The organism is Burkholderia sp. BCC0097 (assembly GCF_902832985.1).
Taxonomy (GTDB): domain Bacteria; phylum Pseudomonadota; class Gammaproteobacteria; order Burkholderiales; family Burkholderiaceae; genus Burkholderia; species Burkholderia orbicola.
Genome location: NZ_CADFDM010000016.1, coordinates 22972 through 38834, shown reverse-complemented (window position 1 = coordinate 38834; position 15863 = coordinate 22972). Strand labels below are relative to the sequence as shown.

The 15863-nt window shown below is 67.4% G+C and carries 16 protein-coding genes; 8 read left to right on the top strand and 8 right to left on the bottom strand.

Annotated elements, in window-relative coordinates:
* Genes HWX07_RS35145 through HWX07_RS35135 form a run of 3 tightly spaced genes read left to right on the top strand, consistent with a single transcriptional unit; the run spans position 1 to position 3809 of the window.
* A complete protein-coding gene (locus tag HWX07_RS35145) occupies positions 1 to 1674 on the top strand; it encodes an electron transfer flavoprotein-ubiquinone oxidoreductase (protein ID WP_175879331.1) in 1674 nt (557 codons plus the stop codon).
* 48 nt (positions 1675 to 1722) lie between these two features.
* Complete coding sequence (gene bktB / locus HWX07_RS35140; RefSeq protein ID WP_124484365.1) at positions 1723 to 2916, top strand: beta-ketothiolase BktB; 1194 nt, start codon at positions 1723 to 1725, stop codon at positions 2914 to 2916.
* Positions 2917 to 2954: 38 nt separating this feature from the next.
* Positions 2955 to 3809, top strand: coding sequence for a 3-hydroxybutyryl-CoA dehydrogenase (locus HWX07_RS35135; RefSeq protein WP_175879330.1), 855 nt, complete (start codon positions 2955 to 2957; stop codon positions 3807 to 3809).
* A gap of 71 nt (positions 3810 to 3880) precedes the next feature.
* On the opposite strand, the gene HWX07_RS35130 is transcribed toward HWX07_RS35135, so the two are convergent.
* Entirely contained in the window at positions 3881 to 4543 is a 663-nt protein-coding gene (locus HWX07_RS35130) for a TetR/AcrR family transcriptional regulator (RefSeq protein WP_175879329.1), read from the bottom strand.
* A 93-nt stretch (positions 4544 to 4636) separates the two neighbouring features.
* Here HWX07_RS35130 and HWX07_RS35125 point away from each other — a divergent pair, with 93 nt between their 5' ends.
* Together HWX07_RS35125 and HWX07_RS35120 are read left to right on the top strand one after the other, a co-directional pair.
* Positions 4637 to 4882 carry a hypothetical protein gene (locus HWX07_RS35125; protein ID WP_244130067.1) on the top strand — a complete coding sequence of 82 codons (246 nt, stop codon included), beginning with the start codon at positions 4637 to 4639 and terminating at the stop codon, positions 4880 to 4882.
* 2 nt (positions 4883 to 4884) lie between these two features.
* Positions 4885 to 5370, top strand: coding sequence for an anthrone oxygenase family protein (locus HWX07_RS35120; RefSeq protein WP_012337249.1), 486 nt, complete (start codon positions 4885 to 4887; stop codon positions 5368 to 5370).
* A 32-nt stretch (positions 5371 to 5402) separates the two neighbouring features.
* Here HWX07_RS35120 and HWX07_RS35115 read toward each other — a convergent pair whose 3' ends face one another.
* Positions 5403 to 6203, bottom strand: a complete 801-nt coding sequence (locus tag HWX07_RS35115) for a helix-turn-helix transcriptional regulator (RefSeq protein WP_006489734.1) — start codon at positions 6201 to 6203, stop codon at positions 5403 to 5405.
* Between the two features lie 90 nt (positions 6204 to 6293).
* Here HWX07_RS35115 and HWX07_RS35110 point away from each other — a divergent pair, with 90 nt between their 5' ends.
* Together HWX07_RS35110 and HWX07_RS35105 are read left to right on the top strand one after the other, a co-directional pair.
* The gene (locus tag HWX07_RS35110) at positions 6294 to 7202 is read left to right on the top strand and encodes a DMT family transporter (protein WP_175879328.1); all 909 of its coding nucleotides are present in this window, start codon (positions 6294 to 6296) and stop codon (positions 7200 to 7202) included.
* Positions 7199 to 8170, top strand: coding sequence for an ATP-binding protein (locus tag HWX07_RS35105; RefSeq protein ID WP_175879327.1), 972 nt, complete (start codon positions 7199 to 7201; stop codon positions 8168 to 8170). Before HWX07_RS35110 ends, HWX07_RS35105 begins: the two co-directional genes overlap by 4 nt.
* Positions 8171 to 8178: 8 nt before the next feature.
* Here HWX07_RS35105 and HWX07_RS35100 read toward each other — a convergent pair whose 3' ends face one another.
* From HWX07_RS35100 to deoC, 3 genes are all read right to left on the bottom strand, one after another.
* Complete coding sequence (locus HWX07_RS35100) at positions 8179 to 9045, bottom strand: DUF2071 domain-containing protein (protein ID WP_175879326.1); 867 nt, start codon at positions 9043 to 9045, stop codon at positions 8179 to 8181.
* Positions 9046 to 9154: 109 nt separating this feature from the next.
* Positions 9155 to 10066 carry a phytanoyl-CoA dioxygenase family protein gene (locus tag HWX07_RS35095; protein ID WP_175879325.1) on the bottom strand — a complete coding sequence of 304 codons (912 nt, stop codon included), beginning with the start codon at positions 10064 to 10066 and terminating at the stop codon, positions 9155 to 9157.
* Positions 10067 to 10306: 240 nt separating this feature from the next.
* The gene (gene deoC, locus HWX07_RS35090) at positions 10307 to 10987 is read right to left on the bottom strand and encodes a deoxyribose-phosphate aldolase (RefSeq protein ID WP_175879324.1); all 681 of its coding nucleotides are present in this window, start codon (positions 10985 to 10987) and stop codon (positions 10307 to 10309) included.
* A 146-nt stretch (positions 10988 to 11133) separates the two neighbouring features.
* Between deoC and deoR the strand changes: the two genes are divergently transcribed.
* Positions 11134 to 11904 (top strand): DNA-binding transcriptional repressor DeoR, encoded by a 771-nt coding sequence (deoR, locus tag HWX07_RS35085; RefSeq protein ID WP_012337409.1) that lies wholly within the window; start codon positions 11134 to 11136, stop codon positions 11902 to 11904.
* 46 nt (positions 11905 to 11950) lie between these two features.
* Here deoR and HWX07_RS35080 read toward each other — a convergent pair whose 3' ends face one another.
* Genes HWX07_RS35080 through rbsK form a run of 3 tightly spaced genes read right to left on the bottom strand, consistent with a single transcriptional unit; the run spans position 11951 to position 15346 of the window.
* A complete protein-coding gene (locus tag HWX07_RS35080) occupies positions 11951 to 13003 on the bottom strand; it encodes an aldose 1-epimerase family protein (protein ID WP_175879323.1) in 1053 nt (350 codons plus the stop codon).
* A gap of 2 nt (positions 13004 to 13005) precedes the next feature.
* On the bottom strand, positions 13006 to 14379 hold the full coding sequence (gene fucP / locus HWX07_RS35075) for an L-fucose:H+ symporter permease (RefSeq protein ID WP_175879322.1): 1374 nt from the start codon (positions 14377 to 14379) through the stop codon (positions 13006 to 13008).
* Between the two features lie 40 nt (positions 14380 to 14419).
* Entirely contained in the window at positions 14420 to 15346 is a 927-nt protein-coding gene (gene rbsK, locus HWX07_RS35070) for a ribokinase (RefSeq protein WP_175879321.1), read from the bottom strand.
* Between the last annotated feature and the right edge of the window lie 517 nt (positions 15347 to 15863).

Below are 15863 nucleotides of genomic sequence, written 5' to 3'. Positions count from 1 at the left end.
TTGACCACACAGGACTTGCTCGCGCAATACGGCCCGCGCGAATCGATGGAATACGACGTCGTGATCGTCGGCGGCGGCCCGGCCGGGCTGTCTGCCGCGATCCGGCTCAAGCAGCTGGCCGCCGAGAAAGGCACCGAGATCGGCGTGTGCGTGCTCGAGAAGGGTTCCGAGATCGGCGCGCACATCCTGTCGGGCGCGGTGATGGACCCGCGCGCGATCACCGAGCTGTTTCCCGACTGGAAGGAACGCGGCGCGCCGCTCGACGTCGAGGTGAGCGAAGACCGCTTCCTGTTCCTGTCCGAGAAGAGCGCGGTGACCACGCCGAACTGGGCGCTGCCGGACAACTTCAAGAATCACGGCAACTACGTGATCTCGCTGGGCAACGTGACCCGCTGGCTCGGCCAGCAGGCCGAGGCGCTCGGCGTGGAGATCTTCCCCGGCTTCCCCGCTGCCGAGATTCTCTACAACGACGACGGTTCGGTGAAAGGCGTCGCCACCGGCAACATGGGCGTGGGCAAGGACGGCGAGCCGACCGAGAACTTCCAGCTCGGCATGGAGCTGCACGCGAAGTACACGCTGTTCGCCGAAGGCTGCCGCGGCCATCTGGGCCGCCAGCTGATCTCGAAGTTCAAGCTCGACGCGAACGCCGATCCGCAGGCATACGGGATCGGCATCAAGGAACTGTGGGAAATCGACCCGGCCAAGCACAAGCCGGGCCTCGTGATCCACACGGCCGGCTGGCCGCTGAAGTCCGACACGTACGGCGGCTCGTTCCTGTATCACATGGACAACAACCAGGTGGTGGTCGGCTTCGTGGTGGGCCTGGGCTACACGAACCCGTACCTGTCGCCGTTCGAGGAATTCCAGCGCTACAAGACGCATCCGTCGATCCGCGCGTTCCTCGAAGGCGGCAAGCGCGTGTCGTACGGCGCGCGCGCGATCACGGCCGGCGGCCTGCTGTCGCTGCCGAAGACGGTGTTCCCGGGCGGCGCGCTGATCGGCGACGACGCGGGTTTCCTGAACGCATCGCGGATCAAGGGCAGCCACGCGGCGATCAAGACCGGCATGCTGGCCGCCGACGCCGCGTTCGACGCGGTGCAGGCAGGCCGCCAGTCGGACGAGCTCAATGCGTACCCGGATGCGTTCAAGCAATCGTGGCTGTACACGGAGCTGTACCGCGCGCGCAACTTCAAGCAGTGGATGGCCAAGGGCCTGTACCTGGGCACGCTGATGGTGGGGCTGGAGCAGAAAGTGATGGGCGGCAACGTGCCGTGGACGCTGCATCACCAGCATGCGGACCACGAGATGCTGAAGCCGGCGTCGCAGTGCGAGCCGATCGCGTATCCGAAGCCGGACGGCAAGCTGACGTTCGACCGGCTGTCGTCGGTGTTCATCTCGAACACGAACCACGAGGAGAACCAGCCGGCGCACCTGACGCTGAAAGACGCGAGCGTGCCGGTGAACGTGAACCTGCGCACGTACGCGGGGCCGGAGGCGCGTTTCTGCCCGGCGGCGGTGTACGAGTTCGTGAAGAACGACGACGGCGGCGAGCGCCTCGTGATCAACGCGCAGAACTGCGTGCACTGCAAGACCTGCGACATCAAGGACCCGACGCAGAACATCGTGTGGGTCACGCCCGAAGGCGGCGGCGGGCCGAATTATCCGAACATGTAACGCAACGCATCCCCGCGCCCATGGGCGCGAACGAACCGGAGTGAGACGATGAGCAATGCAGCGAAGGAAGTCGTGGTGGTGAGCGGTGTCCGTACCGCGATCGGTGATTTCGGCGGCAGCCTGAAGGATTTCTCGCCGACCGACCTCGGCGCGAAGGTGGTCGCCGAAGTGCTGTCGCGCGCGAACGTGCCGGGCGATGCGGTCGGCCACGTCGTGTTCGGCCACGTCGTGAACACGGAGCCGAAGGACATGTATCTCGCGCGCGTCGCGGCGATCAACGGCGGCGTCGCGCAGCACACGCCGGCGCTGACCGTGAACCGCCTGTGCGGCTCGGGCCTGCAGGCGATCGTATCGGCCGCGCAGACGATCATGCTCGGCGATGCCGACGTCGCGATCGGCGGCGGCTCGGAGAGCATGAGCCGCGCGCCGTACACCGTGCCGGCCGCGCGCTTCGGCCAGCGCATGGGCGACGCGAAGCTCGTCGACATGATGCTCGGCGCGCTGCACGACCCGTTCCAGACGATCCACATGGGCGTGACGGCCGAGAACGTCGCGAAGAAATACGACATCTCGCGTGACGCGCAGGATGCGCTGGCGCTCGAATCGCATCGTCGCGCGGCGCGCGCGATCGCGGAAGGGCGTTTCAAGGACCAGATCCTGCCGATCTCGATCCGCACGAAGAAGGGCGAGGTCGCGTTCGATACCGACGAGCACGTGCGCCACGACGCGAGCGCGGACGATTTCACGAAGCTCAAGCCGGTGTTCGCGAAGGAGAACGGCACCGTGACGGCCGGCAACGCGTCGGGCATCAACGACGCGGCCGCCGCCGTGCTGATGATGAGCGCGGACGCCGCACGCGCGCAGGGCGTGAAGCCGCTCGCCCGCCTCGTCGCGTATGCGCACGCGGGCGTCGATCCGGCGTACATGGGTATCGGCCCGGTGCCGGCCACGCAGAAGGCGCTCGAACGCGCCGGCCTGAAGATCAGCGATCTCGACGTGATCGAAGCCAACGAGGCGTTCGCGGCCCAGGCGTGCGCGGTCACGCAGGAGCTCGGCCTCGATCCGGCGAAGGTCAACCCGAACGGCTCGGGCATCTCGCTCGGTCACCCGATCGGTGCGACCGGCGCGCTGATCACGGTGAAGGCGCTGTACGAGCTGAAGCGCATCGGCGGGCGTTACGCGCTCGTGACGATGTGCATCGGCGGCGGCCAGGGGATTGCGGCGATCTTCGAGAACATCTGATAATCGACCGCTCAGCATCCGAATACACAGGAATCGTCATGGCCATCGAAACCGTCGGCGTCGTGGGCGCCGGAACCATGGGTAACGGCATTGCGCAAACCGCCGCCGTTGCAGGACTGAACGTCGTGATGATCGACGTCAGCGACGCCGCGCTCGACAAGGGCCTCGCGACGTTGAAGGGCAGCCTCGAGCGGCTCGTGTCGAAGGACAAGCTCGACGCGGCCGCCCGCGATGCGGCGCTCGCGCGCATCACGACGTCGACCGACTACGCGAAGCTCGCCACCGTCGACATCGTGATCGAAGCCGCGACCGAGAACGTCGAGCTGAAGGGCCGCATCCTGAAGCAGATCGAGGCCGTCGCGCGCCCGGACGCGATCATCGCGACCAACACGTCGTCGATCTCGATCACCGCGCTCGCGGCGCCGCTCGCCGATCCGTCGCGTTTTCTCGGCATGCACTTCTTCAACCCGGTGCCGCTGATGCCGCTCGTCGAGATCATCCGCGGGCTGCAGACGAGCGACGCGACCGCGTCGGCCGTGCGCGCGCTGACCGAGCGTTTCGACAAGTCGCCGATCGGCGTGCGCAATTCGCCGGGCTTCGTCGTGAACCGGATCCTGGTGCCGATGATCAACGAAGCGTTCTTCGTGCTGGCCGAAGGCATCGCGTCGGCCGAGGAGATCGACGCGGGGATGAAGCTCGGCGCGAACCACCCGATCGGGCCGCTCGCGCTGGCCGACCTCGTGGGCCTCGACGTGTGCCTCGCGGTGATGGACGTGTTCGTGAAGGACTTCGGCGATCCGAAGTATCGTGCGTGCCCGCTGCTGCGCGAGATGGTGTCGGCGGGGCGGCTCGGGCGCAAGACCGGGCGTGGGGTGTACGACTACAGCAAGTAAGCGGCACTTCATCCCACTTCGCGCGGCCGCCTTCGGGCGGCCGCTTGCATTGTGCGGCACGCATGGCGCGATTACGCGTCGAGTACCGACAAATCGCGCGGCAGCATGCGCTTGAACATCGTGAGCAACTGCCGCGCCGCCTTCGGCGGCAGCGTGATCGCGTGGCGCACTGCCGCCGCGATCTGGATCATCATCAACTCGGCGAATGCGCTGCGCTGCGCGCGGGTCGTGTCGGGCGCGACTTCCGCCAACGCATTCGCGAACAGGCCGGCCAGGAATTCTCCATCCGCGCGGTCCAGCGCCTGCAGCGCGTGATCGGCCTGCGTCGCGCGCCAGATGTCGCGCATCAGCGGCTCGTCGACGAACATCCGGTAGTAGCTGTCGGTGATGCGCGCGAGCGTGGCGTGCAGGTCGTCGATGGTCTTCATTCCCGCGAGGTCGCGCCGCACGCAATCGTGCCCGACTGCGTTGTAGCGCTCCGCGAGCGTCCCGATCACGGCCGCCTTGTCCGGAAAGTACTGGTACAGCGAACCGAACGAGATGCCCGTGCGTTCGACGATGTCGCTCATCCGGAGCGCGTCGCAGCCTTTCTCGATCATCACGTCCGACGCGCACGCCAGGATGCGCTCGAACCGCTCGCGGCTGCGCTGCTGTGTCGGTACCAGCCGCGCGCGCGCCGGCGCGTCCGCCGCCGCGTCGGGCTCGTCGTTCTGCCCCGATTTTTGTCGGCCCATGCCGCCTCCCGAAAAACTTGACGTTGCTAAGGCGAGAGTCTATCGTGTTTTTAAACACGAGAAATTCTCGCGTTTTTAAAAAAGGAGACGCACATGTCCGCACTTCCCATCCTCATCGTCGGCGGTTCGGGCAAGACGGGCGCCCGCGTCGATGCCCGGCTGCGCGCACGCGGCCTCGCGACGCGGCCGGTGTCGCGCACATCGGCTGTTCGCTTCGACTGGACGGCGCCCGAGATCTGCCCCGCCGCGCTCGACGGTGTGTCGACCGCCTATGTGACCTACCCGCCCGATCTGGCCGTCGAAGGCGCGGTGGACGCGACCGGCGTATGGCGCGCCTGACCATGATCGCGTTCGTGACTTCAGCGTTGCTGTGGGGTTCCGCCATTGGCTGCGGGCTGATGGCCGGCGTGTACTTCGCGTTCTCGACGTTCGTGATGACGTCGCTCGGACGGCTCGCGCCGCAGGCCGGCGCGGCCGCGATGAACGCGATCAACGTCGACATCGTGCGTTCGCCATTCATGCCGCTGTTCCTCGGCACGACGCTGATGGCGCTCGCGCTCGTCGTGATCGCGCTGTTCGATCGCGACTCGCCGGGCGCGATGACGGCGCTCGCCGGCGGCGTGCTCTACGGGTTCGGCATGTTCGCGGTGACGATGGCCGTCAACGTGCCGCTCAACGATGCGCTTGCCGCAGCCGATCCGGCCACGGCGCAAGGCGCGGCGCTGTGGACGCGCTACCTGCACGACTGGACGAGATGGAATCACGTGCGCACGGTGGCGTCGGCCGCCGCATGCGCATGCTTCATCGCGGCAATCGCGGCGCGCTAGCGGTAGCGGTAGCGGTAGCGACAGCGCGGCCGTTACGCGTAAAAAGCCGACGGCGACATCCCGAAGTGCCGCTTGAACATCGCGGAGAACGCACTCTGGCTGCTGTAGCCGTGATCCATCGCCACGGTCAGCACTTTCTCGCCGTGCGCCAGACGCTTGAGCGCGAGCAGCAGCCGCGCCTGCTCGCGCCAGCGGCGGAAGCTGAGCCCCGTCTCGCGCCGGAACGCGCGATGCAGCGTGCGGACCGACAGGCCGAGCAGGTCGGCCCACTCGGCGATCGTGCGCAGGTCGTCGGGCGTGGCGACCAGCGTGTCGCAGATCGTTCGCAGGCGCGCATCGTGCGGCCACGGCAGGTACAGCGGCAACAGCGGCGCGACGGTCACTTCGGCAAGCAGCAGGTGCATCAGGTGATCGTGGCGCGAGCCCGGCGCGTAATCGAGCGGCACGTCGACCGCGGCGAGAATCAGCTCGCGCAGCAGCGGATGCACTTCGACGACGCAACTGCGCGCGGGCAGGTGCTCGACCGCGCCCGGTTCGACGAACACGGTACGCATCTGCACGTCGCCGCTCATCTGCACCGTATGGTCGAGGCCGGCTTCGAGCCAGACGCCGCGCGTCGGCGGCACGACCCACGACGCGCCTTCCGATTCCACGTGCATCACGCCCTCGATCGCGTAGAGCAATTGCGCGCGTCGATGGCGGTGCGGCGCGATCGACGTGCCGTGCACGTACGTGGCCGCCATCGCCGACACGGGCATCGGCGTCGATTCGTAGCGCAGGTGCGCAAACGGCGGGGTGGACTCGCGTGTCCGATTGGCGACAAGTCGTGACATTTTGGCGTGAGACAGGCAGTGGGCGGGCGGGCACGATGGCGTTCCGATTCACGCCAGCCTCCCTGTCACGATATTAATCCGTCAAACGCGATGAACAAGTCTCCTTTTCTGCTCCCCTTCTGCGCGATCGCGCTGTGGGCCGGCAACATCGTCGTGTCGAAGCTGTCCGCCTCGACGATCGACCCGTCGGCCATCACGTTCTACCGGTTGCTGCTTGCGGTGGCGCTGATGAGCGTCTTCACGCTGCGCCCCGCGTGGCGCAATCGCGCGGTGCTCGTCGCGCACCTGCCGAAGCTCGCGATGCTCGGCTTTCTCGCGATGGCGCTGTTCCGGAGCCTGTCCTACGAGGCCGCGAAGACGACCAGCGCGACCAACATGGCGATCATCACCGCGCTCGTACCGCTGATGACGATGCTGCTGAGCTCGCTGCTGCTCGGCGATCCGCCCGGCGCCGGCATGATCGGCGGCGGGGTGCTGTCGCTCGCGGGCGTCGTTTACCTGATCGCCGAAGGTCACCCGACGGCGATCGCCGCGCGCGGCGTGCATCTCGGCGACCTGCTGATGCTGGCCGCATCGGCCGCGTACGCGCTGTACGGCGTCCTGCTCAAGCGCTGGCGCATCGGCGCGCTGCCGGCCTGGCAGTCGACCTACGTGCAGGCGCTGGCCGCGCTCGTATTCATGGTGCCGATGTTGTTGCGCTTGCCCGCGCAGGCCGCGTGGCCGACGCGCGCGAGCATGCCGCTGATCCTCTACGCCGGCGTGCTGGCGTCGGTGGTGCTCCCGTATCTGTGGATGCGGGGCGTGCGGCTGCTCGGCCCGAGCCGTTGCGCGATGTTCATGAACCTGCTGCCCGTGATGACGGCCGCCGGCGCGATCGTGCTGCTCGGCGAATCGCTGCGGCCGTATCACCTGATCGGCGGCAGCGTCGCGCTGCTCGGCGTCGCGATCGCGCAGCGCTTTCCGTTTCAGGCCGGTGGGGCGCAAGGAGTCCGTCAATGAGCGCCCATCCCGACATGCAGGACCTGATGGCCGCGCTGCCGGACGGACGGGCATCCGTCGCCGCGCCGGCGCTCGCGCGTCAGCTCGAGCGGATCGCGACCGCGCTCGAGGCGCTCGTGGGCACCCGGCCACCGGCGGCCGTCGATTTCGATGCGGCCATCGCGTTTCGCTGGCGCGGTTTCGGCGCGGGCCATCAAACGGCGCCGCTCGAACCGATCGCCGCGCCCGCGCTCGTCGCGTTCGACGCGCTGCGCAACGTCGGCCGCCAGGCGGCGATCGTCGAGCGGAACACGCGGCAGTTCGTGCAGGGGTTCGCGGCCAATCACGTGTTGCTGACCGGCGCGCGCGGCACCGGCAAGTCGTCGATCGTGAAGGCGTGCCTGCATGCGTTCGCGGCGCACGGCTTGCGGCTGATCGAGGTCAGCAAGGAAGGGTTGAACGATCTGCCGGCGATCGTCGAGCTGGTGCGCGCGCGGCCCGAGCGCTACCTGGTGTTTTGCGACGACCTGTCGTTCGAGGCCGGCGAGACCGGTTACAAGGGGCTCAAGACGGTGCTCGACGGCTCGGTCGCGAGCGACCTGTCGAACGTGCTGGTGTACGCGACGTCGAATCGACGCCATCTGATGCCCGAGCAGGCGAGCGACAACGCGAACGTGACGCGCGCGGAGAACGGCGAGCTGCACCCGGGCGACGCGGTCGAGGAGCGGATTTCGCTGTCGGAGCGCTTTGGGATCTGGGTCACGTTCTACGGCTTCACGCAGGACGAGTACCTCGCCGTCGTCGAGAGCCGTCTCGGCGCGGCCGGTTTCGATGACGCGCGGATTCGTGCGGCGCGCGAGCCCGCGCTGCAGTGGGCGCTCGAACGCGGCGCGCGCTCGGGCCGTATCGCTGTGCAATTCGCGCGCGATTACGCGGGACGGCTCGCGGACGAAAGCGGCGAGGGCGCGCCCGTGCGCCCGGCTGCCTGAGCCGCGCGCTACAGCAGCCGCTCGGACAGCACGCGGAACGCGACGTCCGGCACGACGAAGCACAGCGGTTCGCCGGTCGCGCCGATGCGGGCGAGGAAGTCGCCGCCGCCGGTGGGTCCGACCGTCTTCAGCGGTCGGACCGCGTCCACGTCGATCGGCAGGTCGATCGACGCATGGGCAAGACGATCGCAGTCTTCCACATGGGCGACGGCCGCGTGCTGCAGCGACAGCGCGGCGACGGCCGCGCGCCAGTCGTCGAAGAACGGGGCGAAGGCGTCGGGCAGCGTCCGGTCGTGTGACGCCTCGGCCGTGCAGCGGAAGTCGGGCGCGCTGCCGCCGCTGCCCGCCAGCCGCGTGTCGTAGCGGCCATCGCGCGCCGCGTGCGTGAAGGGCCGTGCGAGATGCGACGGCAGTGCGTCGCTGAACAGCCGGCTGCCGAGTGCATAAAGCGGATGGTCGAACACGTTCTTCACGAACAGCACGGTGCGCTCGGCCGGCGCGCCGTGCGGCAGCGTGTCGACGTAGAGCCGCCAGTTGCTCTGCAGCGGCGATGGAAACACGCGCCGCAGCGGGCCGGCGAGACGCGGGCCGAAGTGCCGGTGCCGGTAGGTGAGCGTCGTGAACGGCGTGCGGCCGCCGCGGCTCGCGAGCGTGACGCCACGCGGCACGAGGTGCGCGACGGCCGCGACATCGACGATCCACGTGCAATACACGACCTGTTCGACGTCGCTCGCGAGCTGCAGGAACGGCAGCCGCGACAGCAGCGCGCGGCGTGCGCGCAGCAGCGGGCCGCTCGCGACGATCCGGTTGGCGAGCCGGCCGGCGAGGCCGGTGGACGGATAGACGAAGGCGTTGTCGTAGCGCATGGTCGGCATTGTGCCGGGGTTGCCGCGTGCGCGGAAGAGGCGAGGTCTTTGGCCGAACCGCGTGCATTTGCCGGGGGCCGCCGCATGGTGCCGCTCGTGCGGCGGACCTCGCCACGATTCATTCCGGCCCGGGTTCGCGCATCTGTCGTCGCGGCACGTTCAGCCAACGCGCGATCCTCCCGCCCGCGAGTCGCCACTCGAACGGATTGCGGAAATCGAACGTGTACAGTTCGCGTCGAAGGTACGGCCAGTACCCCCGCAGGCTCCGGGACGCCCGGGCGCGCTCGATGCGCGAGGGCCGCCACGTGTTGTGCCAGGGGAAGTTCGTCGCCACGCTCGAGCGCCGTCGCGGTAACCGGAAATTGAGCGCATACGCGTACCGCGGCTGATCCGAGAGGTTCGCCCCCGCGGCATGCAGCGTGCGCCCCGCATGCACGGTGCAGTCTCCCGGCATCAACGGACATGCCACGGCGTGCGCCGGATCGAATCCGTCGACACACTCGAGCCCATGTGCGGTCACGTCACCCCCGAGCGGACCATGCGGAAGGACGTCGTACAGATGAGATCCGGGGATGAACTGCATGCATCCGTTGTCGACCGAGACGGCTTGCAGCGGAATCCAGAAGTTGACTTCGCGATGCTCGATACGCGCGTCGGTAAACGCGTCGTCCTGGTGCCACGGCGTCACGGTGCCCGTACGCGACTGCTTCAGGAAAAAACTGTCACCGGCAAAACGAACCTCCGGGCCGAGCAGCGCCTGGGCGATCTCGAACGCGGCGCGACGGATACGGAGTGCCGATAGCCGACGCTCGAAATAGGAGGCCCAGTGGAGCTGGAGCAGTTGAGGCCCGGCATCGCGCCCGTTCGTCTCGGGATAGAAATCGAACATCAGGCCCTCGGCGTAGCCCGTGCGGCTGCCGAGCAGACGATGGCCGATTTTGCGCAAGTCTTCGATCTCCGATGGGTCGATCAGCCGGTCGATAACCGCAAAGCCGTCGTGATGGAACCGGGATCGAAGATTGGCTTGCATTGGCGCCTTGACGATGAGTTCACGGATCGCGAAGCGATGCGGATGGCCGCTGGTTTTTCGATTTTCGTATTTTCGCGCGCGGCGCTTCTGTTCGATACCTTACGTTGGTTGCCGACCGCGGCAACCCGTACGATTTTTTCGCATCCGCCGGGCGACGCCGCACGGTGCGGCGCGTGCGAGCCATGTCGACGGCCGGTCTTGACGCGCGGGGCATGCGTGCGAAGGCCGGCCGTTCGCGCGTCAGTACCCCGACGCGCCGCCGCCCTGATCGGTCACGATCGCCACCCCCGAGCTCGTGCCGAGCCGCGTCGCGCCGGCTTCGAGCATCGCGAGCGCGGCCGCGCGGTCGCGCACGCCGCCCGACGCCTTCACGCCGAGCGTCGGCCCGACCGTGCGGCGCATCAGCGCGACATCGGCGAGCGTCGCGCCGCCATGGCCGAAGCCGGTCGACGTCTTCACGAACGCGACGCCGAGATCGCGGCACATCTCGCACACGCGCACCTTCTCGTCGTCGGTCAGCAACCCCGTTTCGAGAATCACCTTGAGCGGCACCGAGCCGCAAGCGCGATGCACGGCGTCGATGTCGGCCTTCACGTCGTCGGCGCGGCCGCTTTTCAGCGCGCCGAGGTTGATCACCATGTCGATCTCGCCCGCGCCCGCCGCGATCGCGGCGGTGGCTTCGAAAGCCTTCGCGGCGGACAGCCCCGCGCCGAGCGGAAAGCCGACCACGGCGCAGACGAGCACGCCGGTTTCAGCCAGCTCGCGCGCGGCGAGCGGCACGTTCGCCGAATTCACGCAGACCGAGTAAAAGCGATGCTCGGCCGCCTGGCGGCAGAGTTCGCGGATCTGCGCGTCGCTCGCGTCGGGCGCGAGCAGCGTGTGATCGATGGTTTGGGCGAGTTGGGCGTTGGAAAGCGGCATGTGTCAGGACTCCACGGATCGTGTGCGCAAAGGGCACACGGAAAGTTGATGTTTTCACATCGGTTTGTTACAAATACGACATTCCGGCCGGGTCTGCGCGCCCGGCACGACGGGCGACTCACGTGGCGGGCACGCAGGATACAGGCATGGAAACAAAGAAGGGCGAGCGGATCAAGACATTGATGAACGTGCTGCAAGGGCAGAACGCGATTCATCTGAGGGAAGTCGCCGAGCTGTTCGGCGTGTCCGAAATGACGATCCGCCGCGATCTCGCGGACAACCCGCACGGCCTCAGCCTGATCGGAGGCTACGTGACGCGCCATTTCGCCGCGCAGCGCAGCGACATCGGCGAATACCTGATCAGCGCCGAGAACAACCGGCAGACCGAGGAAAAGCGCCGCATCGGCAAGCTGGCCGCGCAATTCGTGACGACCGGCGACACGATCTTCGTCGACTGCGGGTCGACCACGCCGTTCATCGTCGATTTCATCCCCGACGACCTCGAATTCACGGCGGTCTGCAATTCGCTGAACGTGTTCGCGAAGCTGCAGCAAAAGCCGCATTGCAACGTGATCCTGTGCGGCGGCGCGTATCACCGCCAGAACATGGTGTTCGAATCGGTCGCCGAAACGGGCATTCTCGACTCGGTGCGCGTGTCGAAGGCGTTCATCTCGGCGGCCGGCGTGAGCGAACGCTGCGGCGTCACGTGCTTCAATTTCCACGAAGTCGATGCGAAGAAGAAGGTGATGGCGCGTGCGCAGAACCGCTTTCTGCTGGTCGACCACACGAAATTCGACGAAGTGCGCGCGGCCTATTTCGCCGAACTGACCGACTTCAACTACGTGATCTCCGACGGGCAACTGAGCCGCCGCTACGAAACGGCGATCCGCGAGCACGGGATCGCGCTCGTGACCTGATGCGGCGCGGGCGTGCGGCGCGCGCTGCGTCGCGCTTTTCATCACATCACGCATCGCGGGCTTCCGCCGCGCTGAGGTAGCCGGTGACCACTTCGAAGCAGCGCGATGCGCCCGGCGCCAGTGCCGCCACGTGGCCCTTGCGGCGTTCGGCTTCGTAACCCTCCGGCTCGCAGGTCGACGGCAGCGCGAACGCGGCCACCTGCTGATCCGCGTTGTAGAGGACCCAGCGCGTCGCATGCGGAAATTGCGTGGGGCGGTACGCGGTGTGGAACGCGCCGCCGTCCGGATGGGCGAGCCGGAAATGCGCGACGCCGTCGGCATCCGTTTCCACGTCGTTCATGAAGAACACGATCTCCGGGTCGTACAGCGCGGGCGCATCGAGCGTCGCGAGCCGCGCCGGTTCGCGCGCGAGCGTGGCCGTGTAGTCGCGCCACGCGGCGGTCGGTTTCACGTGCGCGGGCACGCTGTCGCGCAGCCGCATGCCGCCGCGCGGCAGCGACTGCACGAAGCGGCCGCCCGGCACGTACGCGTAGTTCAGGTGGGCCATGTACATCAGGTCCATCGGCGTGCCGCCGAGGTTCGTCACCTCCATCGCGATCGTCATCCGCGCATCGTGCTCCGCCAGCCGCACCGACGGACGCGCGACGTAGTGGCTGCCGAAGCCCTGCACGTATTCGTATTCGCCGGTCACTTCGACCGTTGCGCCCCGCGCGTCCGTGCCGACGACGAGGCTCGCGCGGTCCATCGGCGCGCACGGCATCTCGCCGTGCAGCGCGTGCGTGTCGTCCGGCCCCGGGCAGCCGTTGCGCAGCAGCCCGCTGTGGAACATGAAGCAGCCGTAGGTATCGATGATCGACGTCGCGCGCCTCGGCTGCCGGAACATGTGCTTCATCGTCAGGTCGCGGTCGTCGAATTCGGCGGCCCAGATCATCTGGCCGAGATACGGCAGCACGACGAGATGGCCGCGGCGGTTCTCGAGCTTCAGCGCCTCGACGCCGGACGGATAGGCGAACGCGGTGACGGTGAGGCCGTCGGTGCGGTACAGCGTGCGCGGCGCTTCGCGGAAGTCGTCGCGTCGCAGTTCGATCTCGCCGCGCATGGTCAGGCTCCCGACGTGTTGCGCGTCGCGGCGTAGCGCGTGGACGCATGGCTGTCGGCCGCCGCGTCGGGCGTGGCCGCCGGCAGGTGACGCAGGCAGTAGAAGCCGTAGTACACGATCACGACGAAGCACAGCAGCGGCACCGCGAACGCGAGCTGCATGTTGCCGCCGGTGTGATCGGAGATCAGCCCCTGGATCAGCGGCACGACCGCGCCGCCGACAATGCTCATCACGAGGATCGAGCCGCCGTATTCGGTGTCCTTGCCGAGGCCGTCGATCGTCAGCCCGTAGATCGTCGGCCAGCACGGGCCGAGGAAGATGCTCACGCACACGGCCGCATAGACGGCGGTGATGTTGTGCACGCTGATCGTGTATGCGAGCAGCGCGATGCACAGGATGCCGTAGACGATCAGCACCTTGGCCGGGCCGACGCGCTTCATCACGAGCGTCGCGACCAGCTTGCCGACGAAGAACGCGAAGAAGGTCGCGAGCAGGTAGCGCGACGCGCCGCGCTCGGTGAGGTCGCCGATCTGCATCGCGAGCCGGATCGTGAAGCTCCACACGCCGACCTGCGCGCCGACATACAGGAACTGCGCGACCACGCCGGCGACGAAGCGCCGGTTGCCGAACAGGCGCGCGAGCGTGCCGCGCGCGTCGATCCGGTGCGTGACGGTACTCGCCGCATTGCCCTTGCACGCCGGATAGGGCGTCAGCGCGAACACGATGAACACCGCGACGAGCACGACGATCAGCCACTTGTACGGTTCGAGTGTGGCCTGGATCATCGCGAGCTGGTGCGTGTGCGCGTCGGCGGCCGACATTGCCGCGAGTTGCGCATGCGACGCGTCGCCTTCCTTGAAGATCAGGAAGCTGCCCATGTAGACGCCGGCCATCGCGCCGAACGGATAGAACGTCTGCGAGATATTCAGCCGCCGCGTGCTGGTGTCGCGCGGGCCCATCAGCGTCGAATACGAGTTCGACGCCGTTTCGAGGAACGACAGGCCCGCGGCGATCACGAACAGCGCGACGAGGAACATCCCGTACTTCGCCATCGACGCGGCCGGGAAGAACAGCAGGCAGCCGGTCGTGTAGAGCAGCAGGCCGACGAGGATCGTCGTCTTGTAGCTGAACTTCTTCACGACGGTCGCGGCCGGAATCGCGAGGAAGAAGTAGCCGAGATAGAACGCGGACTGCACGAATGCCGATTCGAAATCGGACAGGAAGAACGATTTCTTGAACTGCGCGATCAGCACGTCGTTCAGGTTCGCCGCGGTGCCCCACAGCGCGAACAGGCAGCACAGCAGCGTGAACGCGAAGAGGGGCGTGCGATTCAGGTAATAGCCGTCGGGGGCGTGTTCGATCCGGGTTCGGCTCATGGGTGTCTCCTTCCCAATGTCTCGTCGATGAAGGCGCCGGTCAGAAGCCGGCGTCGCGCAGGAAGCGTTCGAACGTCGCGGCGTCGGCGTACGACTTCTGCGTGCCGAGGCCCGTGACCGAATGCGCGGCGTACGCGGACGCATAGCGCATCGCATCGACCGCATCGCGCGACGCGGCATAGCAGCGCGCGAAGCAGCCGATATACGCGTCGCCGGCGCCCGTCGTGTCCCGCGCGTCGACCGGGACGCCCGGCACGTGATGCACGCCGTCGCGCGACACCAGCAACGAACCGTTGCTGCCGAGCGTGACGAGCACGTGCTTGAGCCCGCGTGCGACCAGCGCTTCGGCGGCGCGGGTCGCGCTCTCGCGCGAATCGACCGGCAGGCCCGACACGATCGCGAGCTCGGTTTCGTTCGGCACGAAGAATTCGACGGAACGGATGCGTTCGAAATCGAGGTCGGCGACCGCCGGCGCGGGATTCAGCAGCACCGGGATGCCGTGCCGCGCGCCGAATTCGATCGCGTGATAGACGGTGTCGAGCTCGATCTCGAGTTGCAGCACGATCAGCGCGCATTCGGCGAGCATCGGCGCGGCTGCGTCGATGTCGGCCGGCTGCAGGTGGCGGTTCGCGCCCTTGACGATCAGGATACTGTTGCTCGAATCGGGCTCGACGAAGATCGGCGCGACGCCGCTCGGCACGCCGGCGACCTTGCGCACGTGCGTGGTGTCGATGCCTTCGCGCTCGAAGTTGTGGATCGTGTTGTCGGCGAAGACGTCGTCGCCGACTTTCGTGACCATCACGACGCGTGCGCCCAGGCGCGCGGCCGCGACGGCCTGGTTCGCGCCCTTGCCGCCGCAGCCGAGCTCGAAGTTCGGGGCCTCCAGCGTTTCGCCCCGGACGGGCATGCGCGCGACATAGGTCACGAGGTCGACCATGTTGCTGCCGATGACGGCGATTGTCTCCATCTGCGTCTCTTCCTTGGTATGTGGGCGACGCGCGCACGTGGGCGGCGGCGGGTCGCGACAGGTGATAATAAAATCACATTAAATGTGAAAATGCAATCCTGTGATGTTAGGAGGGTCACTTCGGGGTCGGGGGCCGTCGCATGAGGACAGGGTGTGCGGCCTCATGGCCAGGTGGCGTGAGCGACGGGCCGAAAATGCCAGTAATGCACTCGAGAGGGCTTGGGGTTGCTCCTCTGGAATGTCGTGGCCGCAGCCCTCACTCCTTCGTCGTGTTGGCCAATGGCAATTTCCGACGCATGAAAGGTCACATGGCGATTGCGCCGCCGGCTGCTCGTCAGGACTGCGCGCACAGGCCGGACGGGACGGGAATTCGCCGCCTGGCTCCGCAACCGCACGCCAGGCTGACCGGCTGATTACGGTTTTGTCATCTACGCCATTCGCGCTTGCACGCAGGGGTGCCGCGTCGCCGTTTCCCGGTAACATCGCCGGATGTCCCCACGAACGCGACGGAGCCGGC

Coding starts and splice junctions, on each gene's coding strand:
- bktB (WP_124484365.1), top strand. CDS start 1,723: ATGAGCAATGCAGCGAAGGAAGTCGTGGTGGTGAGCGGTGTCCGTACC.
- HWX07_RS35135 (WP_175879330.1), top strand. CDS start 2,955: ATGGCCATCGAAACCGTCGGCGTCGTGGGCGCCGGAACCATGGGTAAC.
- HWX07_RS35130 (WP_175879329.1), bottom strand. CDS start 4,543: ATGGGCCGACAAAAATCGGGGCAGAACGACGAGCCCGACGCGGCGGCG.
- HWX07_RS35125 (WP_244130067.1), top strand. CDS start 4,637: ATGTCCGCACTTCCCATCCTCATCGTCGGCGGTTCGGGCAAGACGGGC.
- HWX07_RS35120 (WP_012337249.1), top strand. CDS start 4,885: ATGATCGCGTTCGTGACTTCAGCGTTGCTGTGGGGTTCCGCCATTGGC.
- HWX07_RS35115 (WP_006489734.1), bottom strand. CDS start 6,203: ATGTCACGACTTGTCGCCAATCGGACACGCGAGTCCACCCCGCCGTTT.
- HWX07_RS35110 (WP_175879328.1), top strand. CDS start 6,294: ATGAACAAGTCTCCTTTTCTGCTCCCCTTCTGCGCGATCGCGCTGTGG.
- HWX07_RS35105 (WP_175879327.1), top strand. CDS start 7,199: ATGAGCGCCCATCCCGACATGCAGGACCTGATGGCCGCGCTGCCGGAC.
- HWX07_RS35100 (WP_175879326.1), bottom strand. CDS start 9,045: ATGCCGACCATGCGCTACGACAACGCCTTCGTCTATCCGTCCACCGGC.
- HWX07_RS35095 (WP_175879325.1), bottom strand. CDS start 10,066: ATGCAAGCCAATCTTCGATCCCGGTTCCATCACGACGGCTTTGCGGTT.
- deoC (WP_175879324.1), bottom strand. CDS start 10,987: ATGCCGCTTTCCAACGCCCAACTCGCCCAAACCATCGATCACACGCTG.
- deoR (WP_012337409.1), top strand. CDS start 11,134: ATGGAAACAAAGAAGGGCGAGCGGATCAAGACATTGATGAACGTGCTG.
- HWX07_RS35080 (WP_175879323.1), bottom strand. CDS start 13,003: ATGCGCGGCGAGATCGAACTGCGACGCGACGACTTCCGCGAAGCGCCG.
- fucP (WP_175879322.1), bottom strand. CDS start 14,379: ATGAGCCGAACCCGGATCGAACACGCCCCCGACGGCTATTACCTGAAT.
- rbsK (WP_175879321.1), bottom strand. CDS start 15,346: ATGGAGACAATCGCCGTCATCGGCAGCAACATGGTCGACCTCGTGACC.